Raw genomic sequence first — 24,896 nt, 5'->3', positions numbered from 1 at the left:
CCTTCAGCCGACGGAAACCGGCGCCAGGTCCGCGGCCTGGCGCAGAGCCTCGATCATGCTACCCACCTCGGCCTTACCGGTGCCCGCGATGTCAAAAGCCGTGCCGTGGTCGACCGAGGTGCGGATGACGGGCAGCCCCACGGTGATGTTGACGCCCGCCTCGATGCCCAGCACCTTCACCGGGCCGTGGCCCTGGTCGTGGTACATCGCGACGATCAGGTCGTAGTCGCCGCGGCCTGCGAGGAAGAACGCGGTGTCGGCGGGCAGCGGGCCGCGCGCGTCGATGCCGTCGGCGCGCAGGGTCTCGAGCGCGGGCTCGATCTTCTCCTCTTCCTCGCCCGCCCCGAACAGGCCGTTCTCGCCCGCATGAGGGTTGATGCCGCAGACGCCGATGACGGGGGCCTCGATGCCCGAGGCGCGCATCGCCTCGTGGCCACGGCGCACGGTGCGCTCGACGAGACCGGGCTCGATCTTGGCGATGGCGTCGATCAGGCCGATGTGGGTGGTCACGTGGATGACCTTGACCTTGGGCGTCGACAGCATCATCGACACCTCCTCGGTGCCGGTCAGCGCCGCGAGCAGCTCGGTGTGCCCCGGGTACAGGTGCCCGGCGGCGTGCAGCGCCTCCTTGTTGAGCGGCGCCGTGCAGATCGCCTGCACCTCGCCCGACACGGCGAGCTCGGACGCGACGCGCACGTACTGGTAGGCAGCCTCACCCGCGGCCGGGCTCAGCTGTCCCCAGGGCAGGTCGTCGGGCAGCAGGCCGAGGTCGACGACGTCGACGCGGCCGGGCTCGAACCGGGCCTGCGCCACGGACTCGAGGGCCACGACCTCGACGGCCACGCCCTGCACGTCGGCAGCCTGGCGCAGGCGGCGTGCGTCCCCGACGACGAGGGGGCGGCACCGGTCGTAGACGGCCGGGTCGGCGAGCGCGCCGACCACGACCTCGGGGCCGATTCCGGCCCCGTCCCCCATCGTGATGGCGATGACGGGCAAGGGCGAACTCACAGATCCTCCTGAAGATCGGGCTGGTGAAGCTGGGCGGCGATCGCGAGCAGGCTGTCCGGGCCACCGTGGCTGCCGGGGCGGGTCACGATCTCGAGACCGGTGTCGGTGCGCGCGTGCACGGCGCCCGGATGCACCTGGCCGAGTAGGTGGAGGCGCCGCACGCCGAGCGCGTCCAGCCCGCGCCGCGCGGTCTCTCCTCCGGTGAGGGCCACCCGGAGCGGGCCGTCGTGACTGGTGACGACGTCCGCGACGAGGCGGGCCAGGTGCGCGGCGAGCGCGCGACTGTGGGCGGGGTCGAGCGGCGCGGGCCGCACGGTCAGCACCGTGCGGCCGTGGGTGAGCGCGAGGTCCGGGACGTCGAGGGTCACGGGGTCGACGGACAGCACCGGCACGCCGTCGGCGGCCAGCAGCTCCACCTGAGCGCGGGCGCTCGGTTCGGCGGAGCCGACCACCACGAGCACCTGCGCCGCTTCGGCGGCCGACGCCTGCGCGGTGCGCGCAGGACGCGCACGCCCGAACGCGGCGGCGAGTCCGGCGGATCCAACTGCGACCGCATCCTCGACCCGCGCGGTGGCGGCCGCGAGCAGGTCGAGGTCGGCATCGGTCTCCGCGTCGCAGACGGCGATGCGCCCGGTGCGCGCGATCTGCGCGAGCACCTCGGGCAGCTCGGGTGAGCGCAGTTCGTCCAGCTTCACGGGAGTGACCGGCAGCTCTCCGAGCGCGTCCTCGACGGAGGCGGGCCGGTGCTCACCCGGCCCGGGTTCGACGGGCAGCACCACGCGGCCGTTGACCGTCGACCGGCCCGCGACGGGCAGTGCCGGGGTGCACACCACGAGTCCGGTGCGCACATCGCGCACTCCGCGCACCATCGCCTCGACGTTTCCGCGCAGCAGCGAGTCGATCTTGAGGAACACCTGTCCACGGTCGGACAGCGACGCGCGCACCGCGGCGCGGGCGGTCTCCGGGTCGGCCTGACGGATGTCGAGGTCGAGCACCTGCGTGTCCCAATCCTGCGCGGAACGCACAAGATCGACAGTGTCCGCACCCAGGGCCAGCGCCGCCTCCGCGGCGCCGCTGAGGTCGTCACACAAGGCCGCAGCCATGATGTCCGCTGACCTCATGCACACCTCCCTACTTCGCTTACTGCGCGAATCACGCTAACGGTATTGCGCATATCGCGCAAGACTGTCAGAGTGTCGCACCAGCAGGTGCTCCGATGGCGACGGCGCCGGCGGGCAACGGAGGTTCCAGATGCGGACAGTGATGTCACAGACGGCACAGATATCCCGAAGAACTCTGCTCAAGGCACTGGGCGTCGCCGGTGGCGCCGCGGCCGTGAGCGGGCTCGCCGGTTGCGCGGGTCCCACAGGCGGTCCGCCGCCCGGCTCGGTGACCCTCGGGCTCAACCGCTCGCTCGTCTCACTCGACAACAAGCTCAACCAGTTCGACGCGGCGGTCACCGTGCAGCGCGCGGTGCGCCAGGGACTGACGCGGATCGGGCCCGACCTGACCCCGGTGCCCGTGCTGGCGGACCGCTTCGAGCTCACCTCGCCGACCCAGTGGACGGTGCGGCTTCGCGACGACATCCACTACTCCGACGGCAGCCCCGTGCGCATCGAGGACGTCAGCACCGCACTCGAGATGTACGCGCAGGTCAACGGTTCCTACCTCGCCGCGTTCTTCCCGGAGTGGCCGACGGTCGTGCCGGTCGACGACCGCACGTTCACGCTCGAGACCGAACGTCCGCTGCCGGTGCTCGACTACCTGATGGCCAACATCCTCGTGACGCCCGCCGCGGCGAACATCCCCGAGGAGCTGCAGTCCGGCCTCGGCACCGGCCCGTACGTGGTCACCGCCTCCAACCGCGGCACCGGCGAGTACACGCTGCGCCGCAACGACAGGTACTGGGCAGGGGCGCCGCACGTGAAGCAGGTGCAGGTGCGCTTCGTCCCCGAGGAGGCCAACCGCGTGGTGGGGCTGCGCTCGGGCGAGCTCGACCTCATCGACACGATCACGCCAGACTCGGCCGAGCAGCTGCAAGGGCTGCCGGAGGTGCGGATCGAGCGGGTGCGCGGCACCCGGATCAACCAGCTCTTCTACAACTTCCGCAAGCCGAAGGACCACCCGCTGGCCAAGGCGTCGGTGCGGCAGGCGCTGTCGCTGGCCGTCGACGGCAGGCGGCTCGCCGACGAGATCCTCGCCGGTTCCGCGCAGTCCGCGGTCGGGCCGGTGGCGCAGACGCTCAACGGCTCCGTGAAGTGCGGCGCCTATCACTACGATCCCCGCCGCGCCAAGCAGATGCTCGAGGCCGAGGGCATCAACGACGGCGACCTGCGGCTGACGCTGATCTGGGAGTCCGGCGAGTTCGCGGGCGACACCAGCGTGATGGAAGCCGTGGTGCAGATGCTCGGCGACATCGGTGTCGGCGTGACGCTGCGGCAGTTCGAGGCGGGCGGCAACATCTCCGAGTGGCGCCAGGGCAGGGCGGGCGACTGGGACATCCTCGGCAACGGCTACGCCTCCCCCGTCGGCGCGGCACTGCCGATCCTGCAGGGCATGTACGGCGGCACGCCGGAACGTGAGCGCACCCGCGACACCTACCAGGGCTACGTCAACCCCGACGTGCTCCGGCTGCTCGACGAGGCCTACGCCGAGGTGGACCCCGCGCGGCGGCAGGAGATCACCGCGCGCGTGCAGCAGGTGGTGTGGGACTCGTGGCCGAGCATGTGGGCGTTCGTGCCGAACTCGGTGCTCGCCTACCGCAACCGCGTGACCGACGTGGCGCTCGAGGCGACCAACTCCTACGAGCTCGCCAACGTCGGGCTGGAGGCGTGAGGTGACCACTTACATCGTCAAGCGCCTCGGCCAGAGCGCGCTGGTCATCCTGCTCACGATCTCCACCGTGTTCGTGCTGATCCGCATGGCGCCCGGCGACCCGGCCACGGCCTTCGCCGCGCCCAACGCGACCACCGAGGACCTCGCGCAGATCCGCACACAGCTCGGGCTGGACGGCTCGATCCTGTCGCAGTACGTGACGTTCCTCGGCCAGCTGTTCACCGGCGACCTCGGCACGTCCTACTCGTTCCGGGCTCCCGCGTTCGAGGTGGTGCTCGACCGGGTTCCCTACACGATCACCCTCGCACTGGCCGCGGTCATGCTCACGGCCGTGATCGCGCTGCCGCTGGGGATCTGGATGGCCCGCCGCGCCGACACCGGCCGCGAGACGGGCGCCAACATCGTCACGATCGCCGCGCAGTCGATGCCGGAGTTCTGGAGCGGCATCATGCTGCTCACCGTCTTCTCCGTGCTGCTGCCGGTACTCCCGTCGTCCGGGTTCACCACGTGGTCGGGGCTCGTGCTGCCCGCGATCACCGTGGCGCTGCTGCAGGTCGCGCTGATCTCCCGGCTGGTGCGCCGCGAGATGGTGAGCAACCTGACCTCGCCGTATCTCACGGTCGCCCGCGCACACGGGATCGGCGAGCGCAGACTCGTGTGGGGCTACGCGCTGAGCAACTCGGCGATCCCCGTGCTCACCGCTCTCGGCACCCGGTTCGCGGCCATGCTCAACGGCGTGGTCGTGGTGGAGGTCGTGTTCAACTGGCCCGGCGTCGGCTCGCTCGTGGTGCGCGCGCTGGAGACCCGCGACTACCCGCTGATCCAGGCGACGGTGCTCGTCACCGCCGCGCTCGCGATCCTCGTCCAGCTCCTCATCGACCTGCTGTACCCGCTGCTCGATCCGCGGGTCCGCCTCGGAAAGGCCACGGCGCGATGACCACGACCACGGAAACAGAGACCCCGAAGCGGCCCAGCCGCGTCACTCCCGCCCAGCTGCGCGATGCCGGGGTCACCCGGCGCTCCCGCACGGCCAGGGTGAAGATCCGCGTCGGCGCCGTCCTCACCGCACTGGTCGTGCTGCCGGTGGCACTGGCGGATCTTCTGCCACTGCCCGACTCCACCGAGCAGGACCTCGCGTCGCGACGGCTGCCGCCGCTGACCGACGGTCACCTGTTCGGCACCGACCAGCTCGGCAGGGACCTGCTCGCGCGGGTGCTCGACGGCGGGCAGGTGTCGATCCTCATCGGCGTGCTCGCCGTGCTCGTGTCCGGGCTGATCGGGCTCGCCGCGGGTGCGGCGGCCGGCTACTTCGGCGGCTGGGTCGACGCGGTCGTCAGCAGGCTGCTCGAGGCGCAGATGTCCTTGCCACTGCTGATGATGCTGTTGCTCGTGGTGGCGTTGTTCGGGCCGTCGGTGCCCGTGATCACGGCGGTGATCGCGGTCGCGCAGTGGCCCGAGGTCGCCAGGCTGACGCGGTCGATGGTGCTCGTCGAGCGCGAGAAGCCCTACGTCGACGCGGCCCGCACGCTCGGGCTGCCTCATCGCGGCGTGCTCTTCCGCCACCTCGTGCCCAACGTGGTGCGCCAGACGAGCCTCGTCGTGCTCCTGCTGCTGGCGCAGGCCGTGTTGTTGGAGAGCGCGCTGAGCTACCTCGGCGCGGGCCCGGAGCGGCCGTTCGCCACGTGGGGACGGCTGATCTCCGACGGCCAGGACTACGTCACCACCTCGTGGTGGCTCGTCACGCTGCCCGGCCTGGTGATCGTGCTGCTCGTGGTGGGCGTGAACCTGCTCGGCGACGGACTGCGCGACGCGGTCAAGGGCACCAAGAAGGGAGCGACGGCATGAGCAGGCTGGTGGAGGTCGAGGACCTGCAGATCGAGCTGATCACCGCGCGCGGCGTGGTCCGCGCCGTCGACGGCATCTCACTGCACGTCGACCCCGGCGAGACGGTGACGCTGATCGGCGAGTCCGGCTCCGGCAAGTCGACCACGGCGATGGGTCTGCTGCGGCTGCTGCCGCCCGACTTGGCGGTGTTGTCGGGCAAGGCGGTGCTCGCCGGGCACGACGTGATCGCCGACCCGGCCGCGATCACCGGCCTGCGCGGGCGCGTCGCCGGGTTGATCCCGCAGGACCCGATGACCGCGCTGTCGCCCGTGCACACCGTCGGCAGCCGGCTGAGCGAGCTGGTTCGCCTGCGGCACAAGGGAACCAGCCGTCGTCAGGCACGCCTCGCGGCGAAGGAACTGCTGGAGCAGGTCCGCGTGCCCGATCCCGAGCGCGTGCTCACCCGCTACCCGCACCAGCTCTCCGGCGGGCTACAGCAGCGCGTGCTCATCGCGTGCGCGCTCGCGGGCGAGCCGGAACTGCTGGTGGCCGACGAGCCGACCAGCGCACTGGACGTCACCGTGCAGGCAGGAGTGCTCGACCTGCTCATGGAACTGCAGGAACGCACCGGCGTCGCGATCTTGATGATCACCCACGACCTCGGCGTCGCCCGGCTCGTGTCCGACCGCGTGCACGTGATGCGCGAGGGCCGGTTCGTCGAGAGCGGCGACGTCGAACAGGTCGTGGACGCGCCGACCCATCCGTACCCGAAGCAGCTGCTGGCCGCCGTGCCGCGGCTGGCGCCGAAGGAGGTGCCCGCGTGAGCCCGATCCTGGCGGTCGAGGACCTCGTGGTGGAGTTCCCCGGCAGCGGCAAGTCGAAGTTCCGTGCCGTCGGCGGCGTGGGGTTCAGCGTCGAGAAGGGCCGCACCGTCGGCATCGTCGGCGAGTCCGGGTGCGGCAAGAGCACGATCGCGCGCAGCATCGTGCGGCTGCAGCGGCCGACGTCGGGACGCATCCTGCTGGACGGCACCGACATCTCCCGGCTGTCCGAGCGCAGGCTGCGCCCGCTGCGCGCCAGGGTGCAGATGATCTTCCAGGACCCGTACGCCTCGCTCGATCCCCGGCTCACCGCGGGCGACATCGTCGGCGAACCGCTCAAGCTGCGCGGGGTGCGCGACGCGAGTGAGCGCCGGAAGCAGGTGCTGGCACTGCTGGAGCGGGTGGAGCTGCCCGAGAGCGCACTGGAGCGCAGGCCCGCCGAGTTCTCGGGCGGGCAGCGCCAGCGCATCGGCATCGCCAGGGCGCTCGCCTGCAAGCCCGACGTGCTGGTGTGCGACGAGGCGACGAGCGCGCTCGACGTCTCGGTGCAGGCCCAGGTGCTGGCACTGCTCAAGGACATCCAGGCCGAGACCGGCGTGGCCTACGTGGTGATCTCCCACAACCTCGGCGTGGTGCACGAGCTCAGCGACGACGTGCTGGTGCTGCGCCACGGCGAGGTCGTCGAGCACGGCCCGGCGGACACTGTGCTGAACCGGCCGGTGTCCGACTACACGCGCGCGCTGCGCGACGCCGCACTGGACCCGGCGGCCATGACCGGCCGCAAACCCCGGCACCTGCTCGCCGGGATCGGCGCGAGAACAACGGAAAGGAACACATGACTGGCACACCCAGGCTGGTCCTCGGCACGATGACCTTCGGCGACACCGTCTCGGCCGCCGACGCCGAGCGGATGCTCGACGCCGCGCTCGACGCGGGGATCACCGACGTCGACACGGCCAACGGCTACGCCAAGGGCACCACCGAGGAACTGCTCGCGCCACTGGTCGCCGCCCGCAGGGACCGAATCCGGCTCGCCACCAAGGCCGGCATGCCGCACGCCGACGCGGGCGAACACTCGCCGCTGTCGCCGCAGGGCCTTCGCGCCAGCGTCGAGGGCAGTCTCCGCAGGCTCGGCGTGAGCCACCTCGACCTGTTCTACCTGCACCAGCCCGACTACGCGACGCCCATCGAGGACACTCTGAGCACGGTGGCCGACCTGGTGGCGGAGGGCAAGATCCGCGAGCTCGGCGTCTCGAACTTCGCGGCGTGGCAGATCGTGGAAGCCAACCACGTCGCCGACCGCGTGGGCGCGCCCCGGCCCGTCGTGGCCCAGCAGCTCTACAACCTGCTGGCGCGCCGCATCGACGAGGAGTACGCGGCGATGGCCGCGGCGACCGGGCTCGAGACGATGGTCTACAACCCGCTCGGCGGCGGGCTGCTCACCGGCAAGCACCGCTTCGGCAACGAGCCGGGCAGCGGTCGCTTCGGCGACTCCGTGCTCGCCGGGATGTATCGCCAGCGCTACTGGGACGAGCGGCTCTTCGAGGCCATCGAGGCGCTGGAGGCCATCGCCGGACAGGCGGGCGTGCCGCTGACCGAGCTGGCCCTGCGCTGGCTGTGCAACCGCGACGTGGTCGGCTCGGTACTACTCGGAGCGTCCAAACTGGACCATCTCACCGCCAACATCGCCGTGCTGGGCAAGGGCGCGCTGCCCGACGACGTCGCCGCCGCGTGCGACGAGGTCGGCTCCAGACTGCGCGGGCCGATGCCCAACTACAACCGCTGAGAACGAAGAACAGGAGCACATTCCCGTGAGCGCACTCGAGTTCGCCCGTCGAGTCCGGAGCCGCCAGCAAGCCATCGGCTACTGGGTGGTGCTCGACGACCCCATCGCCACCGAGCGGCTCGCCCGCCTCGGCTACGACTACGTCGCGGTGGACGCCCAGCACGGTCTGCTCGGCTACGAGGGCATCCGCAACGCGATGCTCGCCATCGACGCGGGCGCCACGTCCGCGGCGATGGTGCGCGTGGAGCAGAACGACCCGTTCGCCATCGGCCGCGTGCTCGACGCGGGCGCCACCGGCGTGATCGTGCCGCTGGTCGACAACGCCGAGGACGCCGCCGCCGCGGTGCGCGCCACGCGCTACCCGCCGGTGGGCCGCCGCTCGTACGGTCCGATGCGCGCGCAGCTGCGTGTGGGCCCCACACCCTCGGAGTCCGACGAGTCGGTGCTGCTGCTCGCGATGATCGAGACGCCGGAGGGCCTCGAGAACGTCGCCGAGATCTGCTCGACGCCGGGCATCGACGGCGTGTACGTGGGCCCGTCAGACCTGCGGCTCGCGGTCGGCGGCGCGACCTCCACCGACCCGGCCGTCGACGACGTCTTCGAGGCCGCCGTGGAGAAGATCGCCAAGGCCGCGGAGTCCGCGGGCATCGCCGCGGGCATCCACACGCCGAACGGCGAGGTCGCCAGGCGCAGGTTGGACCAGGGCTACACGTTCGCGTCGGTGGCCTGCGACCTCGTGCACCTGGAGCAGGCGGCCAGGGCGCACCTGTCGGCAGCCAAGGGCGACCAGTGAGACTGCACGAAACCGGGCCAGGGCGCGTCGAGGCCTCCCTCGTCGCGCCCGTGGCCCAGTGCCACGCGGCGAACCTCGCCGTGCTGCCTGGCGGTGACCTGGGGTGCGTCTGGTTCGGCGGCACCCAGGAGGGTGTGCACGACATCCGCGTCTGGTTCTCGCGACTGGCGCCCGACGGCGAGCAGTGGTCGGAGCCCGTCGCGCTCACCGCCGACCCCGAGCGCTCCGAGCAGAACCCCGTGCTGTTCACCGATCCCGGCGGCACGCTGTGGCTGTTGTGGACCGCGCAGCACGCGGGCAGGCAGGACACCTCCGAGGTCAGGGCTCGCCGCTCGACCGACGGCGGCCACACGTGGGGCGAGCCGAGGGTGCTGCTGCCCGCCGACGAGACCGGCGGGGTGTTCGTCCGGCAGCCGGTCCAGGTCACCGAGGACGGCACGTGGCTGCTGCCCGCGTTCCGCTGCGTCACCCCGGCCGAAGGTGCGTGGTCGGGCGGCGACGACACCAGCGCGGTGTACGCCAGCGACGACTCCGGCGTCACGTGGACCCGGTACGACGTGCCCGCCAGCAGGGGCTCGGTGCACATGAACGTGCTGCCCTCGGAGACGGGCTACGTCGCGTTCTACCGCAGCCGCTTCGCCGACGTGATCCGCTCCAGCTCGTCCGCCGACGGTCTGGTGTGGACGGAGCCAACGCCGACGGAACTGCCCAACAACAACTCCTCGGTGCAGGCCACCAGGCTCGCCGACGGCAGGCTCGCGCTGGTCTACAACGCGAGCAGCGCCGCCGACGCCACGCACCGCAGGCTGGGCCTCTACGACGAGGTCGGCGACGACGGCGCGCTGGGCGGGCAGGACCGGCCCGCGCTGGCCCACACCGGCCCGGTGGGCACCGCCGAGGCATTCTGGGGCGCGCCGAGGGCGCCGCTGGCACTCGCGACGTCCGCCGACGACGGCACGAGCTGGCAGCGGCACCCCGACCTGGCGCAGGGCGAGGGCACGTGCCTGAGCAACAACTCCCGCGACGGCGTCAACAAGGAGCTGTCGTACCCGTCGATCGTCGAGGACGCGCGGGGCCGCGTGCACGTGGCGTTCACCCACCATCGTTCGTCCATCTCGTACGTCCGGCTCGACGCGGACTGGCCGGGCTGGCAGGAGAGAGCATGAGCCTGACCCTGATCACCACTCCCACGTTCGGCCGGTTCGCCACCGAGCCGTGGGACCTCCTGCGCGACGCGGGCGTGCGCGCCGAGCGGCCCCGCGAGGACGGTCCGCTGCCCCGCGCCGACCTGCTCGCCCGCGCGGGCGAGGCCGAGGCGCTGATCGTCGGGCTCGACCCGATCGACGCCGAGGTGTTCGCGGCGGCGCCGCGGCTCAAGGTCGTCGCCAAGCACGGTGTCGGCTACGACAACATCGACCTCGACGCCGCCCGCGAGCACGGCGTGCGCGTGGTCTACGCGCCGGGCAGCAACTCCCGCGCTGTCGCCGAGCTGACGTTCGGGCTGCTGCTCGACGTCGCCAGGGGCATCTCCGCCAACGACCGCGCGGTGCGCGACGGCGGCTGGCCCAAGACGTTCGGCGTGGAGCTCGCGGGCCGCGGCCTCGGCATCGTCGGCTTCGGCCGGATCGGGCGGATGCTGGCGGGCTACGCCGCCGCGTTCGGCATGCACGTGACGGCGCACGACCCGTACCTGCCCGCCGACGCGTTCGGCGACGTGGCCTCGGCCGACCTCGACACCACGCTCGACAGCGACGTCGTGAGCCTGCACCTGCCCGCCGTTCCCGGCGCGACCCCGCTGCTGGACCGCCAGCGGCTCACCGCCATGCGGAAGGGCGCGATCCTGCTCAACGCCGCGCGCGGCGGGCTCGTCGACGAAGAGGCGGCCGCCGAGCTGCTGCACAGCGGGCACCTCGGCGGAGCGGGCTTCGACGCCTTCGCGGTCGAGCCGCCCGGCGACAGTCGCCTGCTGAGCGCGCCGAACGTCGTGCTGACAGCCCACATCGGCGCGTGCAGCCGCGAGGCCAACCGGGCGATGGGCATCGCCGTGGTCGAAGGCGTGCTCGCCGTGCTCGACGGCTCCGAACCCCGCCACGCCGCCGTCTGAGAACTCCACCGAACCGAAGGACAACGATGAAGATCGAGCGCATCCGCATCGACAAGGCGAAGTTCGACATGGTCGACTTCTCCAAGCACCCCACCGGTTTCTCGCTGGTGTACACACCGGGCAGCCGCAAGCCGACCAGCGCCTACGCGATCCGGATCTACACCGACGAGGGCGTGGTGGGCTCCTACGTCGGCGGAAACTCGGTGGCCGCGGCGCAGGTGAACATGTTCGGTGACTACCTCATCGGCAAGGACCCGCTGCAGCGCGAGCTGATCTACAACGACGTCAAACGCCAGCTGCGCAAGTTCGACAAGATGGGCATGGGCTTCGTCGACATCGCGCTGTGGGACCTCGCGGGCCGCGCGCACAACGCCTCGATCCGGACGCTGCTGGGCGGCTGGAAGACCAGGGTGCCCGCCTACGCCTCCACCGCCGCCGGTGACCGCAACGGCGGGCTCGACAGCCCCGAGGCCTACGCCGACTTCGCCGTGGCCTGCAAGGAACTCGGCTACCGCGCCTACAAGCTGCACGTGTGGGACGTCTACGAGGTCTCCGAGGTCGTGCGCACCATCGCCAAGGTGCGCGAGGCCGTCGGCCCCGACATGGACCTGATGCTCGACCCCGGCTGCAAGCTGGAGACCTTCGCCCACGCCGTGCAGGTCGGCCGTGCCTGCGACGAGGCCAACTTCCTGTGGCTGGAGGACCCGTACAAGGACACGGGCATCTCGATCTTCGGCCACAAGCGCCTGCGGGAGCTCATCCGCACGCCATTGCTGCAGACCGAGCACGTGCGCGGGCTGGAGCAGCACATGGACTTCGCCATCGGCGGGGGCACCGACTTCCTGCGGGCCGACGCCGAGTACGACGGCGGCATCACCGGTGCGGTCAAGATCGCGCACGCCACCGAGGCGCTCGGACTCGACGTCGAGCTGCACACCCCCGGCCCCGCCCAGCGTCAGCTCATGGCCTCGCTGCGCAACACCAACTACTACGAGATGTCCTTCGTGCACCCGAAGTCCTCGGAGATCGGGCGCAGCCAGCTGATCTACGCCGACGACTACCGCGACGGGCTCACCGCGATCGACTCGGAGGGCTACGTGCCGGTGCCCGAGGGCGTCGGGCTGGGCGTGGAGTACGACTGGGACGCCATCGAGGCCCACACGGTCGACACCGTGGAGTTCACGAAATGACGGCTACGGCCTCGTCCAAGGCCGACCTGTACGCGCTGCACGAGGACGACGTCAAGGAACCGCCCACGACGTTCAGGGGCAGGTTGCGCTACCTCGGGCCGGGCATGATCCTCTCCGCCGCGGTGGTGGGCTCGGGCGAACTGATCCTCACCACCTCGCTCGGCGCCCGCGCGGGCTTCGCCCTGATGTGGCTGATCATCGTGGCCACCACGGTGAAGGTCTGGGTGCAGATGGAGCTCGGCCGACTGACTGTCCTCTATGGACGTCCGGCGCTGGAGGCGTTCAGCGACGTCAAGCCGCGCACGCGGCGGGGCAGCTGGATCAACTTCCTGTGGGTCGGTATGGACTTCGCCAAGATGTTCCAGCGCGGCGGGATCATCGGCGGCGTGGCATCGGCGTGCTCGATCCTGTGGCCGATCGCCGGCGAGCCGTTGAGCTGGACTTCCACCGCGGTGTGGTCGCTGGTGGTCGTGGCGATAACGGTCGCGCTGCTGCAGAGCAGCCGGTACTCGATCGTCGAGACCGCATCGGTGGTGGCCGTGGCCTTGTTCACGATGATCACCGTCGGACTCGCGCTGGCGCTGCCGTTCACCGAGTTCGGCTGGAGCCCCGCCGACATCGCGGGCGGGCTGGAACTCGCGGTGCCCGCGGGTGCGCTCGGGCTCGCGATCGCGATGTTCGGCTCCACGGGCGTGGGCGCCGACGAGATGACCACCTACACCTACTGGTGCATGGAGAAGGGTTACGCGCGCTGGACCGGCCCCGCGGACGGCTCCCCCGAGCGCGACCGCAGGGCCGAGGGCTGGCTCAAGGTGATGCGGCTCGACGTCGCCGTGTCGTGGCTGGTGTGCACGCTCTGCACGCTGGCGTTCTACGTGATCGGCGCGTCGGTGCTCAACCCGCAGGGCCTCGTGCCCGAGGGCAACGACATGATCACCACGCTGTCCAGGATGTACACCGACACCCTGGGCCCGTGGGCCGAGGTCGTGTTCCTCCTCGGCGCGATCGCGGTGCTGTTCTCCACCAACGTCGGCTCGACGGCGAGCGTGCCGAGGCTCTGGACCAACACGCTCGGCATCCTCGGCGTGCTGGACTGGAAGGACCCGGCGGTGCGCAAGCGGACCATCCGGGTGCTGACGTTCTGCTTCCCGCCGCTGTGGGCGTCGCTGTTCCTGTTCGTGCAGTCGCCGGTGCTGATGGTGCAGATCGGTGGCATCGGCTCCGGGGTGTTCCTCGTCGCCGTGGTCATCGGCGTGTGGTACCTGCGGTCCCAGGAGCCGGACAAGCGGTTCCGCCCCAACCCGTTCATCACCACGGCGCTGGTGCTGAGCAGTCTCGCGATCGGGGCACTGGGCGTCTACTCGGCGCTGGAGGTCTTCGGCATCGAGATCGGCTAGCGGGTGACCCGAACCACGGGGGGGTCGTCCACTTCGGACGACCCCCCTGGTGTGTCCGTGACCTGGGTCGCACCCGCACCAGGGGCGTGCTGTGCGGAAAATGAAATCGGCACTACTCTCGCCGGAGCCCGCCCGAAGGAGGATGCCGGATGCCCCGTGCCGACGCGGCGACGCATGCCTTCCTCCGCTGCACCCTCAACACCGCCGACCGGGCGAAATCCGCGCGTTTCTACGCCGACGTGCTCGACCTGCGGCAGCGCGGCGAGTTCACCGACACCGAGGCGGACGTCACCGCGCTGGGCGTGTCCGAACCCGCGCACCGGAGCAGGGTGCGACTGCGGGATCGCCGCTGGTCGCGCAGGACTCCCGCGCTGGAGCTCGTGCAGTGGCACGAGCCCCGTGGCTACGGCGTCGTTCCCGACTCGCCCACGACCATCGGGCTGCGCGCGCTGGGTTTCCGCGTCGACTCGGTGGCGACGGTGCGCTCGGCCGTGGCCAGGGCCGCCCGCGACGCGCGGCTGCTGCCCCCGGGCTGGCCTGCCGGAGCCGGGCCGACGGCCTGGACCACCGACCCCGACGGCGTCACGGTGGAGCTCGTGCAGTCACGCCTCGCCGACACCGACGGTCCCGTGCTCTCGCACCTGCGGCTCAACTGCGCGAACCTCGAACGCAGCATCGAGTGGTACCAGCACCTCGGCTTCGAGGTGGTCGCCAAGGAGACCTCGGTGCTGCTGCCCGGCCTGTCGTTCGGCCTGCCGGGCCACGTCGAGCTGGCGAGCGCGTCGCTGCAACTCGGCGAGGACGATCCCTTCCGGCTCGAACTGCTGCAGTGGGTGGACCCGCCCGGCGAGGCGACGGTCCGCGTCCACGGCAACACCCCGGGCCTGCGGCACGTCGCCTTCGCCGTGGAGGACACCCGGATGGCCCACCGCTACCTCGCCGAGGCGGGTATCGCCAACGGCGGGCCGCCGCGGTGGCACCCGATGCCCGCGGGCAAGGGCGAGACGGGCTGGTCGCTGTTCCTCACGGACCCGGACGGCGTCTACGTGGAACTGGCCGAACACCCCCCGCTCTGACAGCCCAACCGCACCGGACCGGGCTTACCTGACTGCGGTGAAGGGCACCTTTACTGCATTGAACGCAGTAAAGGTGCCCTTCACCACGGTCGTCGGCGGGGTCGGCGGGGTCGGCGGGGTCGGCGGGCTGCGGCGGGGGCCAGGGTGGTGGGTCAGGGGTGGCCTGTGTGGGGGGCCGGGGCGTTCAGCGCCAGGACCCGGCCCGTTCTGGCGCCGAAGGGGTCGTCCGGGTTCCAGCTCGCCGTGAGCGCGAACAGCGTCCGGCCGTCCCGGCCGCCCAGCATGCACGCGAAGGGGCTGCCCGCCACCTCGACACGGTCGAGGATCCGGCCACCCTCGCTCACCCGCACGCACACGTCACCGCCGGTGGAGGTCCAGATCGCCCCCTCGGCGTCGAGGCAGATGCCGTCGGGGGCCAGCCCGTCCGCCCACCCGCGGCGGTTCGTGAGGCTCCCGTCCTCGGCGATGTCGAACGCCGTGAGCCTGCCCGCGAACGACTCCGAGACCACGAGCGTCCGGCCGTCCGGCGTCACCACCATGCCGTTGGGGAACTCGATGCCCTCCGCCACCCGGCGCACCGCTCCGTCCGGGGTGACCAGCGCGAGGAAGCCCGGCTCGAAGCCCGGCCGCTCGCGCCACGGCACCGTCGGGTCCTCGTCGTGCTTGCGCTCCTCCAGGAAGGCGAGGAAGTCGAACGCGAGCCCGTTGACGTAGACGTTGCCGCGGCCGTCGGCCACCAGTTCGTTGAGCCCGCCCGGCAGCGCGCTCAGGTCGGCGTGGTCGACCAGCGACCCGTCGGGTTCCCTGCGCAGGAGGCGGGCCTGGTCCTTCGGCACGATCAGCTGTCTGCCGTCGGGCAGCCAGTCGATCGAATGGGCCCTGACCTCGTCGTCCGGGTAGGGGTGCTCACTCGCCCCTTCCTCGGTCACGGCGACGATCCGGTCGGGGCCCCAGTGGCAGAACCAGAGCCTGCCGTCGTGCCAGCGTGGTGACTCTCCGATCACCAGGTCGTCCATCAGCACTCGCGGGTCGGACATGGGAACCTCCTCGATTCGGTCTCACCCCCCACACGAACGGCCTCGCCCCGGATCGACATCAACAGTGCTCGCCGTCCTCCATCGGCCGGACCTCGATCGGCAACGTGAGCGCGGCGGCGAGCTTGCGGCCCCAGCCGAGCGCGGTGTCGAGGTCGGGGGCCGCAATGACGGTGAACCCGCCGATGTGCTCCTTGCCCTCGACGTAGGGCCCGTCGGTGGTGAGCACCTCGTCACCGCGCGCACGGACCACCTTCGCGCCATCCGGCGGACGCAGCCCGGCGGAGAACACCCACGCTCCGGCCTCGCGCAGCTCGGTGTTGACGGCGTCCAGGTCCCGCATGATCGGGTCGAGCACCTCGGGCGGCGGCGGATCGCCGTCGGGCTGGTAGATGCTGAGCAGGTAGTGCGCCACGGTGGTCCTCCTCGATGAGTTGCTCCCACCATTCTCACCGACGTTCGCCGCGTCGCGCACCGGCCAGGGAGCGCGGTCCATCCCTTGTGGAGGGACGAGCGGGTTGACAGCGCGGCGGCCGTTGGGCTGTAATAGCGCGCGTGTCGCGTGTCGAGGCCGGGTTGACGGTCCTGGGCATGGAGGCACCGTCATCCTTGGGGGGTCCATCGTGAGTTCACACATCACGCACGCCGGCTGACATAGCCGTCGTGGCCCCGGCTTCGCGCCGGGCCACACGCTTCGCCGCGTCTTTCCCACACTTTTCCGCACGGCAGAGCCCTGCCGTGCGCGCGTTCTCTCGCGCCCGCGTTGACCTCCAGGCCGCGCCCCCGCGCGCCAGCCTGCCCATTTTCTCAGTCTTACCAAGGAGATATCCGCTTGTCCGCCAACCCGCATTCCACCAGCGCGCCCACGATCGCGCCGTTCAACCAGCCCATCGTCGAGGAGTTCCGCGCCCGCGGTGGCCTCGTCGGCGGCATGTTCGAGGGCGGCGACCTGCTGCTGCTCACCACAGTCGGCGCCCGCTCGGGGCGGGAGACCACCTCGCCGCTGGCGTTCCTGCGCATCGACGGCGCCCTGCTGGTGGTCGCGTCCGCGGCGGGCGCGCCCCGCCACCCGGCGTGGTACCACAACCTGCTCGCCCACCCCGCGGTGCGCGTCGAGCTCGGCACCGAGACGTTCGCGGCGGTCGCCGTGCCGGCCGAGGGCGCCGAACGCGACCGGCTGTTCGCGCGGATCGTGGAGCGGGAACCGGGTTTCGGCGACTACCAGGCCTCGACCGAACGGATCCTGCCCGTCGTGACGTTGGAGCGCGCCGAGTACGCGGCTCCGGCCGAGGTGAACACGCTCGCGGACAAGCTCGTGGAGATTCACTCGTGGCTGCGCGCACACCTGCGGTACATCCGCGAGGAGACCGACGCCTACTTCGCCGGGCGCGAGGGCGAACCCACTCCCCTGAGCCTGCAGATCCGCCAGCACTGCCTGGCGTTCTGCGAGGGCCTGCAGTTCCACCACGACGGCGAGGAGGCCGCCGCGTTCCCCAGCCTGGAGCGCTCGCACCCGCACCTGCGGGAGCCGATCGCCCGGCTGCGGGCGGAGCACGTGACGGTCTCGCGGTTGCGGGAAGAGCTGGAAAAGCTGGTCGCGAACGTCGCCACCGCCGATCCCGATCAGTTTCGCGCCGAGCTCGACCGCATGTCGGCCGAGCTGACGAACCACCTCGACTACGAGGAGGAAAGCCTGATCCCGGCGCTGGCGGAGGTGCCGTTCCCGCCGAGGTGAGCGTCTACTGTGGATTCCCGGTGATGGCGGCGAGGGCGGCGCGGACGTCGTCCTCCACCTCCGCCTTGGTGACCCCGAGGTCGGTGAGCACCCCCGCGCCGCCCTCGAACTCCAGCAGTCCCAGCAGGATGTGCTCGGTGCCGATGTAGTTGTGGCCCAGCCGCAGGGCTTCCCGGAACGTCAGTTCCAGCGCCTTGCTCGCCGAGGCGGCCACGGGCGGGTCATCGGGAACGGACTCCGCCCGCGGCGGCAGCGACGCGGTGGCGGCGCGGCGCACGGCGTCGGCCGGCACACCCCGGGCGGCGATCGCCTTGGCGGCCAGCGCTTCCGGTTCGGACAGCAGTGCGAGCACGAGGTGTTCGGCGCGGATCTCGGCGTTGCCCGCCGCTCGCGCCTCGGTGCGCGCGGCGCGCACGATGTTCTTCGCACGCGGGGTGAACCGGTCGAGCTCGTCGGGATCGAGTCGCGACACGTCGGGCTTGACCACGAACCGCTTCTGGGCGGCCTGCTTGCTGACACCCATGCTCGTGCCGATGTCGGTCCACGAGGCGCCGGAGCGCCGGGCCTGGTCGACGAAGTGGCCGATCAGGTGGTCGGCCACTTCGCCGAGGTGCTCGGCGGCGAGCACGGCGTCGGAGAGCTGGTCGAGCGCGTCGGGGTGGGCCTTCTTGATGGCCTCGATGAGGTCGTCGAGGCGGATCCGGGGTGACCGGGCTGAGTCTGCCATTCGTCAACCATAAGTTGACGACGCCGGGATCGTCAACCCGTAGTTGACGATGATTCGCACCCTCATCCGCGACGCCGACCGGCGCCTCACCGCCCGGCTTGCGCGGGATGCACGGGGACCGTGTGGGAGGTCGCCGCCGCGGCGGCGGCGTAGTCCACCGCCTGCGGACGGTGTGTTCGCCGGGCGGCCAGCAGACCCAGCAGGATGCCCGCGGCCGAGAAGATCGCCAGCGCGATCGAGGCCGTCGCGAGCCCGTCAGCCAGCGACTCGGCCTTGCTCTCGCCCGCGGCGATGTGGTCGTTGCTCACCGACCCGTAGATCCCGGCCGCCACCGCGGTGAGCACCGCACCGCCGACATAGCGGGCCATGTTGGAGATTCCCGACGCCGAACCCACCTGGTCGCGCGGCACCGAGGACGTCGAGATGGACGACGAGGGCCCGTTCGACAGCGCGAGCCCCACGGCGATGCCGACCAGCGCGGGCAGCATCGCCCAGTACGTCCAGGACGGACCCACCGCGCCCAGCACGGCGAAGCCCGCGGTCATGAGCACGAACCCGCTGACGATCACCATCCTGGCCCCGAACTTGTGCGCCAACGGTGTCACCGTGGGCGCGGCCAGGATCACCAGCGCGGCCAGCGGCAACGTGGCGAGCCCGGCCTCGAGGCTGCTCATGCCGAACGCCGCCGGGTTCTGGAAGTACAGGCTGATCAGCAACGACAGCCCCGCGATCGCACCCGCGCCGATGAGGATCGCGATGGTGGAGCCCACCAGCAACGCGTTGCGCAGCAGCCGCAGGTCCACCAGCGGCGCGGTGACCCGGCGCTCGACGGCGACGAATCCCACGGCCGCGGCCACCGAGATCACCAGGCACACCAGCGTCGGCGCCGACGCCCAGCCCCAGCTCGACCCCTCGGTCATCGCGAAGACGAACGGTGCGAGCACGGCGGCCACCAGCAGGGTTCCCCAGAGGTCGATCGTGCGCGGCCGCGCCGTGTCCCGCGACTCCGGCACGGTGCGCAGTACCCACGGCACGCACAGTGCGGCGATGACGGCGTCGATCCAGAACAACCCCTGCCAGCCCGTTGCCTCGTTGAGCACGCCGCCGAGCAGCGGTCCGGCAGCCGCGCCACCCGCGGCGGCGCCGCCCCACAGCGCCACCGCACGCATCTGCGCGGGCCCCGAGGCCGCCACCGAAAGCAGACTGAGCCCGGAGGCCAGGATCGCCGCGCCCGCCGCACCCTGGATGACCCTGCCCACGATGATCATCCAGCCACCGGGGGCCAGTGCGATCAGCACGCACGAGACCACGAACAGCGCCAGCCCGTAGACGAACATCTTGCGGCGCCCGAAGACGTCGCCGAGCGCACCCGATGTGACGATCGTGGCCGCTCCGACCAGCATGTATCCCGTCACCGCCCACTGCAGCAGGTCCAGCGAGACACCCAGGTCGGACCCGATCGAGGGCAGCAGGATGCTCACCGCGGAGGTGTTGGCGTTGACGACGAACGTCGAGACGCAGGCCGTGCCCAGCACGCCGGAGGAGATCTTGGGCGTTGCGGTGGTCATGCCGTCACCGTGCCCCGCACAAGCGCGCGGCACCTCACCCGCAACGGACGAGCTAGCCGGTGACCAGGCGTTCGACGCGGGTGAGCGTCTCCAGGACGTTCGGCAGGCCGTTCGCCTGCCGCGCCTCGCTCACGTCGAGCCAGCGCAGCGGGGCGCTGGGGCGCTCGGCGCGGACCGCCGTGGGCGCGCCGGTGGCCAGCACGAAGCGCAGGTCGGCGTGCTCGTGCGCGGGTTCGTCACCCTTCGCGGGCACCGGCACCACCGCGACGTGCACCAGGTCGGCCGAGGGCCACGGACCGAGGTCGGTCAGTCCGGTCTCCTCGCGGCCCTCGCGCAGGGCGACCTCGAGAGGGTCGGTCTCGCCGGGGTCGAAGTGCCCGCCGACGTGCAGCCAGGCCTGCTGCCGCTCGTGCCAGCGCAGGAGCACCCGGCCCGAGTCGGGATGCACCACGAAGGCCGATCCCGTGACGTGCAGCGGCGTCGAGCGGTCCCACGGCTCGGCGGAGGTCTCCACCAGCTCGCGCACGCGGGCGAGGTCGGCCTCCTCCCGGGCGCCGTGCGGGCGGTGCCGGGACAACAGCGAGCCGAGCGGCGACTGTGGGTCAACCATGCCGGTCACCTTAGCGCGCCCCGCATGTCCGTTGTGGACGATCAGGGCGAGCGACGGCTACACCTCGGCCTGGCCGTCGGGCCGGCCCCCTGCGCGCTCGTCGTCGGCCTGCGCCCGCTGCGACGCCTCACGCATCTCGATCACCTCGGTGACCCAGTCACCGGTCTCGCGCGCGATGTCGCGCACGGCCCCGGTGACGATGCCCGCGATGTTGCCGATGTGCGTGGCCGCGGACTCGGTGAGCACCTGCACGGTGTCCTTGCCGCTCTCGAACCGACCCACCATGTCGTCTCGTCCCTACGCCGCGCTGAGGTTCCGGTCGCGGTTCAGCGTACTGGGCTCGGGCCGGTTCGCATCCCCGCCTCGGTCGGGCAATGCGTACTTGACGAGTTTCTTCGCCACCGAGAAGAGCTGCTTGTGCAGCGGCCCGGTGTTGTAGGGCAGACCGTACTTCTCGCAGATCGCCCGCACCTCCGGCGCGATCTGCGGGTAGCGGCGCGCCGGGATGTCCGGGAAGAGGTGATGCTCGATCTGGTGCGACAGGTTGCCGGACAGAATGTGGAACAGCGGGCCGCCGGTGATGTTGGCCGAGCCGAGGATCTGGCGCAGGTACCACTGGCCCCTGCTCTCCTGCTCGGTCTCCTGTTCGCTGAAGCTCTCCACGTCGGCGGGGAAGTGCCCGCAGAAGATGATCGAGAACGCCCACAGGTTGCGCACCACGTTCGCCGAGGCGTTGCCGAGCAGCGTCAGCGGCGCGAGCGGGCCGGTCAGCAGCGGGAACAGCACGTAGTCCTTGCCGACCTGGCGGGATGCCTTGCGCAGCATGCGCTTGCGCACGTCCGCGAACTCCGACCACTTCCGCTCACCCTTGACGATGCGGTCGAACTCGAGGTCGTGCAGCATCACACCCCACTGGAATATGAAGGCCAGCATCACCGCGTACACCGGGTTGCCCAGGTAGTAGGGATGCCACTTCTGCGCGGGGTCGATGCGCAGGATGCCGTAGCCGACATCGCGGTCCTTGTCGACGATGTTGGTGTAGGTGTGGTGGATGTAGTTGTGCGAGTGCCGCCAGTTCTCCGCCGGGGCCACGGTGTCCCACTCGAAGCGCTGTGAGCTCAGTGCCGGGTCGCGCGTCCAGTCGTACTGGCCGTGCATGACGTTGTGGCCGATCTCCATGTTGTCGAGGATCTTCGACAGCGACAGCGCGCCGACGCCAGCGAGCCAGGCGGGCGGGAAGAACCCGGCGAACAACAGCGCGCGGCCCGCGACCTCCAGCCCGCGCTGGGTCTTGATGACGTTGTGGATGTAGGCCACATCCTCTTCGCCGAGGTCGGCCACGAGCCGCTGGCGCAGTTCGTCCATCTCGCGGCCGAACTCCTCGACCTGCTCGCGGGTGAGGCGATCCTGCAGTCCGGTCATCGTCGTCTCCTAACAGTCGATCTCGACGTCCCCCACGGGGACGGAGATGCAGAGCTGGATCTCTTCGTTCTCGCCGTCGGACACCGCGCCGGAGCGCGCGTCTCGCACCGCGCCCCGCGACTTCACCTGCGTGCAGGAGAAGCAGATGCCCATGCGGCAGCCGTGTTCGGGCGCGAGGCCTGCGTCCTCCGCCTGTTCCAGCAGCGGCCTGCCCGAGTTGTCGACCTCCGTGCCGCTGCGCGCGAAGCGCACGCGCCCGCTCGCGCCCTCCGTGTCGAGCCGCAGCGCGGGCGGCGTGAACTCCTCGGTGTGCAGGCGTTCACTCAAGCCGTTCGCCGCGTACAGCTCGGCGGCCGCGTCCCTGAGCGGTTCCGGCCCGCACAGGTAGGCAGGCGCATCCCGGAACCACGGCGCGACCTCGTCCAGGTGCCGCTCGCCGAACCGGCCGTGCAGCTCACCGTCGGCGGAGCGGGTGCACGCGAGCACCACGCGCACGCCGGGGCGTTCGCCGAGCCTGGCCAGCTCGGCGCGGTGGGGCACGTCGGCTGCCGTCGCCGCGTAGTGCAGCAGCACGACCTCGCCGCGATGTCCCTCGTCGGCGAGGGTGCGCAGCATCGAGAGCACGGGCGTGATGCCGCTGCCACCGCTGACGAGCAGGAGCTTGTCCGGCCGCGCCGGCGGCAGGGTGAACTCACCCTCCGGCCGGGACAGCCCGAGCACCAGACCGGGCGCGGCGGTGCCGTACAGGTGCCGCGAGACCAGGCCGTGCTCGTGGGCCCTGATCGTCAGCTCCAGCTCGTCGCGCCGGTAGGCCGAGCTCGCGGGCGAGTAGCAGCGGATCCGCCGCACGCCGTCGATGTCGACGGCGACGCGGACGTACTGGCCTGCCGTGAACCCCGGCCAGGCCCTGCTCGGGCGCAGCGTGAGCGTCACCGTGCCAGGGGTCTGCCTGCGCACGTCGGTGACCTCGGCCCTGATCTCCCTGCGCACGAGCATCGGATCGATCAGTTCGAGATAGCGGTCGATGCCGTGCGGGGTGAGCAGCGAGTCGGCGATCGCCGCGAGTCTGCCCATCGCACACCTCCCATTCAGTGCACACGCGTACACTCAATAGTGAGGCGAGCGGCAGGACCCCGCAATGTGAGGTGGACGACAAGTTGGACGTTTGTACGCTGAACGCCGTGACGGCGGAACAGGTGACTCGGCACGAGCGCAAGGAGCGCACCCGGCGCGCACTGCTGGACGCGGCGCTGCGCCTGCTCGCCGACCGCGGCTTCGCGAGCCTGAGCCTGCGCGAGGTGACCAAGCAGGCCGGGATCGTGCCGACGGCGTTCTACCGGCACTTCGCGTCGATGGAGGACCTCGGGGTCGCCCTCGTCGAGGAGTCGATGCGGACTCTGCGCGGCATGATCCGCGCCGCCCGCAGCGCGCCCGCGTCGTCCGCGGGCATCATCCGCGCGTCCGTGCGCACCCTCGTCGAGCACGTGCGCGCGCACGAGGACCACTACCGGTTCCTCACCAGGGAACGCTACGGCGGCACGGGCACGGTGCAACGCGCGGTCGCGGTCGAGTTACGGCTGTTCTCCCGCGAGCTCGCCGTCGACCTCGCCCGCTTCGAGGGACTGCGCGAGTGGAGCACCGAGGACCTGAACATGATGGCCGACCTGATCGTCACGGCCATGCTGGGCACGGTGCTGGACCTGCTGGAGGCCCGCCCCGGCGACACCGACGCCGTCGCGCACATCCAGCGCACGGCCGAGAAACGACTCCGGCTCGTCACCGTCGGGGTTCCGGGCTGGCGCAGCGACGGCTGAGGCCGCTCTGCCGGCTCAGACGTCGAGGCCATCGAGGAAGTCGGCGGGAAACCCGCGTTCGAACGGCGCCGCCGCGCGCAGCCGGGCCACGGCGTCGGCGGGCAGCTCGACGTCCACCGCACCCAGGAGATCGTGCAGCTGCGCGGGCGTGCGCGGGCCGAGGATCGGGTGCACCGCGGGTGAGCTCGCCAGCAGCCACGCGACCGCGACCTGCGAGGGCGTGGCGCCCAGCTCGTGGGCGACGTCGCGCACCACCCGGGCCGCCGCGTGCTCGCGCTCGGTGATCGCGGCCGGGTCGACCCTGCTGCCGGTGCCGCCGTCGAGGTAGCGCCCCGACAGCACCCCGCCCGCGAGCGGGTTCCAGGTGGTGACGCTGAGGCCCAGCTCCTCCGCCATCGGCAACAGCTCGCGCTCGATGTCGCGCCACAGCAGGTTGTACGGCACCTGCACGGCCGAGAACGGAGTCCAGTCGCGCCACTGCGCGAGGGTGTTGGCGCGGCTGATCCACCACGCGGGCGCGTCGGAGATCCCGACGTGGAGGATCTTGCCCGCGCGCACCGCGTCGTCGAGCGCCCGCATCGTCTCCTCCGCCGGGGTGCGCTGGTCCCACACGTGCACCCAGTACAGGTCCACGTAGTCGGTGCGCAGCCGTCGCAGGCTCGTCTCCAGCGAGAGGCGCAGGTTCTTGCGGTGGTTGCCCGAGGCGTTGGGGTCGGAGGCGTCGCGGCTGAGCGTGTACTTGCTGCCCAGGATGAACCGGTCGCGACGGCCTTTGAGCAGCTCGCCGAGGATCGTCTCGCTCTCGCCGGCCCGGTAGACCACCGCCGTGTCGATGGCGTTGCCGCCCGCGGCGGCGAAGGCGTCGAGCATGGACCGGCAGTCGGCCACCGGCACCGGCGAGCCGCCGTGCCCGCCGAAGGCCATCGCGCCGAGGAACAGTTCGGACACCCGCAGCCCCGTCGGGCCGAGCCGGCGAAGTCGCACGGCCGGGACTCCCCTCAGTCGAGCTGGACCTTCACGACGGTGTCGAGCATGCAGGCTGCGCACGTGAGATCGAAGTCGCCGCGCCGCAGCGGAGGTGGCTGTGGCGGGTGGGTGCGCCGGGGACTCGCGCGGACGCCCGGTCCCCTACGGCGACGTCATCCCCGCCGA

Annotated in this window: 25 protein-coding genes; 14 read left to right on the top strand and 11 right to left on the bottom strand. The window is 71.3% G+C overall.

Going from position 1 to position 24,896, the window contains the following annotated elements; genetic code table 11:
• Positions 1 to 3 precede the first annotated feature (3 nt).
• Positions 4 to 1,008, bottom strand: coding sequence for a 4-hydroxythreonine-4-phosphate dehydrogenase PdxA (gene pdxA / locus JHE00_RS18600; RefSeq protein WP_200319709.1), 1,005 nt, complete (start codon positions 1,006 to 1,008; stop codon positions 4 to 6).
• On the bottom strand, positions 1,005 to 2,129 hold the full coding sequence (locus JHE00_RS18595; RefSeq protein ID WP_200319707.1) for a four-carbon acid sugar kinase family protein: 1,125 nt from the start codon (positions 2,127 to 2,129) through the stop codon (positions 1,005 to 1,007). The genes pdxA and JHE00_RS18595 overlap by 4 nt, the downstream gene beginning before the upstream one ends.
• A gap of 130 nt (positions 2,130 to 2,259) precedes the next feature.
• Between JHE00_RS18595 and JHE00_RS18590 the strand changes: the two genes are divergently transcribed.
• The 12 genes from JHE00_RS18590 (at position 2,260) to JHE00_RS18535 (ending at position 14,834) form a co-directional block, all read left to right on the top strand.
• Positions 2,260 to 3,843, top strand: coding sequence for an ABC transporter substrate-binding protein (locus tag JHE00_RS18590; protein WP_230424538.1), 1,584 nt, complete (start codon positions 2,260 to 2,262; stop codon positions 3,841 to 3,843).
• 1 nt (position 3,844) lies between these two features.
• Complete coding sequence (locus tag JHE00_RS18585; RefSeq protein WP_200319705.1) at positions 3,845 to 4,780, top strand: ABC transporter permease; 936 nt, start codon at positions 3,845 to 3,847, stop codon at positions 4,778 to 4,780.
• A complete protein-coding gene (locus tag JHE00_RS18580) occupies positions 4,777 to 5,688 on the top strand; it encodes an ABC transporter permease (protein WP_200319703.1) in 912 nt (303 codons plus the stop codon). The genes JHE00_RS18585 and JHE00_RS18580 overlap by 4 nt, the downstream gene beginning before the upstream one ends.
• Positions 5,685 to 6,491, top strand: coding sequence for an ABC transporter ATP-binding protein (locus JHE00_RS18575; protein WP_200319701.1), 807 nt, complete (start codon positions 5,685 to 5,687; stop codon positions 6,489 to 6,491). Before JHE00_RS18580 ends, JHE00_RS18575 begins: the two co-directional genes overlap by 4 nt.
• Complete coding sequence (locus tag JHE00_RS18570; protein ID WP_200319699.1) at positions 6,488 to 7,327, top strand: ABC transporter ATP-binding protein; 840 nt, start codon at positions 6,488 to 6,490, stop codon at positions 7,325 to 7,327. Before JHE00_RS18575 ends, JHE00_RS18570 begins: the two co-directional genes overlap by 4 nt.
• Positions 7,324 to 8,274 carry an aldo/keto reductase gene (locus tag JHE00_RS18565; protein ID WP_200319697.1) on the top strand — a complete coding sequence of 317 codons (951 nt, stop codon included), beginning with the start codon at positions 7,324 to 7,326 and terminating at the stop codon, positions 8,272 to 8,274. Before JHE00_RS18570 ends, JHE00_RS18565 begins: the two co-directional genes overlap by 4 nt.
• Positions 8,275 to 8,299: 25 nt before the next feature.
• Positions 8,300 to 9,067 carry an HpcH/HpaI aldolase family protein gene (locus JHE00_RS18560; protein WP_200319695.1) on the top strand — a complete coding sequence of 256 codons (768 nt, stop codon included), beginning with the start codon at positions 8,300 to 8,302 and terminating at the stop codon, positions 9,065 to 9,067.
• Positions 9,064 to 10,233 (top strand): sialidase family protein, encoded by a 1,170-nt coding sequence (locus tag JHE00_RS18555; RefSeq protein WP_200319693.1) that lies wholly within the window; start codon positions 9,064 to 9,066, stop codon positions 10,231 to 10,233. The genes JHE00_RS18560 and JHE00_RS18555 overlap by 4 nt, the downstream gene beginning before the upstream one ends.
• Positions 10,230 to 11,171 (top strand): phosphoglycerate dehydrogenase, encoded by a 942-nt coding sequence (locus tag JHE00_RS18550; RefSeq protein ID WP_200319691.1) that lies wholly within the window; start codon positions 10,230 to 10,232, stop codon positions 11,169 to 11,171. Before JHE00_RS18555 ends, JHE00_RS18550 begins: the two co-directional genes overlap by 4 nt.
• A gap of 26 nt (positions 11,172 to 11,197) precedes the next feature.
• Positions 11,198 to 12,361, top strand: a complete 1,164-nt coding sequence (locus tag JHE00_RS18545) for an enolase C-terminal domain-like protein (protein WP_200319689.1) — start codon at positions 11,198 to 11,200, stop codon at positions 12,359 to 12,361.
• Positions 12,358 to 13,758, top strand: a complete 1,401-nt coding sequence (locus JHE00_RS18540; protein WP_200319687.1) for an Nramp family divalent metal transporter — start codon at positions 12,358 to 12,360, stop codon at positions 13,756 to 13,758. The genes JHE00_RS18545 and JHE00_RS18540 overlap by 4 nt, the downstream gene beginning before the upstream one ends.
• 149 nt (positions 13,759 to 13,907) lie before the next feature.
• Complete coding sequence (locus tag JHE00_RS18535) at positions 13,908 to 14,834, top strand: VOC family protein (protein ID WP_200319680.1); 927 nt, start codon at positions 13,908 to 13,910, stop codon at positions 14,832 to 14,834.
• Positions 14,835 to 14,986: 152 nt separating this feature from the next.
• On the opposite strand, the gene JHE00_RS18530 is transcribed toward JHE00_RS18535, so the two are convergent.
• Together JHE00_RS18530 and JHE00_RS18525 are read right to left on the bottom strand one after the other, a co-directional pair.
• Positions 14,987 to 15,871 carry an SMP-30/gluconolactonase/LRE family protein gene (locus JHE00_RS18530; RefSeq protein ID WP_200319677.1) on the bottom strand — a complete coding sequence of 295 codons (885 nt, stop codon included), beginning with the start codon at positions 15,869 to 15,871 and terminating at the stop codon, positions 14,987 to 14,989.
• A 58-nt stretch (positions 15,872 to 15,929) separates the two neighbouring features.
• Positions 15,930 to 16,283, bottom strand: coding sequence for a YciI family protein (locus JHE00_RS18525; protein ID WP_200319675.1), 354 nt, complete (start codon positions 16,281 to 16,283; stop codon positions 15,930 to 15,932).
• A gap of 417 nt (positions 16,284 to 16,700) precedes the next feature.
• Here JHE00_RS18525 and JHE00_RS18520 point away from each other — a divergent pair, with 417 nt between their 5' ends.
• The gene (locus JHE00_RS18520) at positions 16,701 to 17,603 is read left to right on the top strand and encodes a nitroreductase/quinone reductase family protein (protein ID WP_230424537.1); all 903 of its coding nucleotides are present in this window, start codon (positions 16,701 to 16,703) and stop codon (positions 17,601 to 17,603) included.
• Positions 17,604 to 17,607: 4 nt separating this feature from the next.
• Here JHE00_RS18520 and JHE00_RS18515 read toward each other — a convergent pair whose 3' ends face one another.
• The 6 genes from JHE00_RS18515 to JHE00_RS18490 form a co-directional block, all read right to left on the bottom strand.
• On the bottom strand, positions 17,608 to 18,330 hold the full coding sequence (locus JHE00_RS18515) for a Clp protease N-terminal domain-containing protein (RefSeq protein ID WP_200319673.1): 723 nt from the start codon (positions 18,328 to 18,330) through the stop codon (positions 17,608 to 17,610).
• A gap of 86 nt (positions 18,331 to 18,416) precedes the next feature.
• Positions 18,417 to 19,898 (bottom strand): MFS transporter, encoded by a 1,482-nt coding sequence (locus JHE00_RS18510; RefSeq protein WP_200319671.1) that lies wholly within the window; start codon positions 19,896 to 19,898, stop codon positions 18,417 to 18,419.
• Positions 19,899 to 19,950: 52 nt separating this feature from the next.
• Positions 19,951 to 20,508, bottom strand: coding sequence for an NUDIX hydrolase (locus JHE00_RS18505; protein ID WP_200319669.1), 558 nt, complete (start codon positions 20,506 to 20,508; stop codon positions 19,951 to 19,953).
• A gap of 57 nt (positions 20,509 to 20,565) precedes the next feature.
• On the bottom strand, positions 20,566 to 20,793 hold the full coding sequence (locus tag JHE00_RS18500) for a hypothetical protein (RefSeq protein ID WP_200319666.1): 228 nt from the start codon (positions 20,791 to 20,793) through the stop codon (positions 20,566 to 20,568).
• 12 nt (positions 20,794 to 20,805) lie between these two features.
• The gene (locus tag JHE00_RS18495; protein ID WP_200319664.1) at positions 20,806 to 21,930 is read right to left on the bottom strand and encodes a fatty acid desaturase family protein; all 1,125 of its coding nucleotides are present in this window, start codon (positions 21,928 to 21,930) and stop codon (positions 20,806 to 20,808) included.
• Between the two features lie 9 nt (positions 21,931 to 21,939).
• On the bottom strand, positions 21,940 to 23,004 hold the full coding sequence (locus tag JHE00_RS18490) for a ferredoxin reductase (RefSeq protein ID WP_200319662.1): 1,065 nt from the start codon (positions 23,002 to 23,004) through the stop codon (positions 21,940 to 21,942).
• A 71-nt stretch (positions 23,005 to 23,075) separates the two neighbouring features.
• Between JHE00_RS18490 and JHE00_RS18485 the strand changes: the two genes are divergently transcribed.
• Positions 23,076 to 23,744: a TetR family transcriptional regulator gene (locus tag JHE00_RS18485; RefSeq protein WP_372440473.1), complete on the top strand. Its 669-nt coding sequence runs from the start codon at positions 23,076 to 23,078 to the stop codon at positions 23,742 to 23,744.
• A 15-nt stretch (positions 23,745 to 23,759) separates the two neighbouring features.
• Here the strand turns inward: JHE00_RS18485 and JHE00_RS18480 are convergent, their stop codons facing one another.
• The gene (locus JHE00_RS18480; protein WP_307832001.1) at positions 23,760 to 24,728 is read right to left on the bottom strand and encodes an aldo/keto reductase; all 969 of its coding nucleotides are present in this window, start codon (positions 24,726 to 24,728) and stop codon (positions 23,760 to 23,762) included.
• Between the last annotated feature and the right edge of the window lie 168 nt (positions 24,729 to 24,896).

The organism is Prauserella cavernicola (assembly GCF_016595675.1).
Taxonomy (GTDB): domain Bacteria; phylum Actinomycetota; class Actinomycetes; order Mycobacteriales; family Pseudonocardiaceae; genus Prauserella_A; species Prauserella_A cavernicola.
This window is presented reverse-complemented; position numbering and strand designations above follow the sequence as displayed.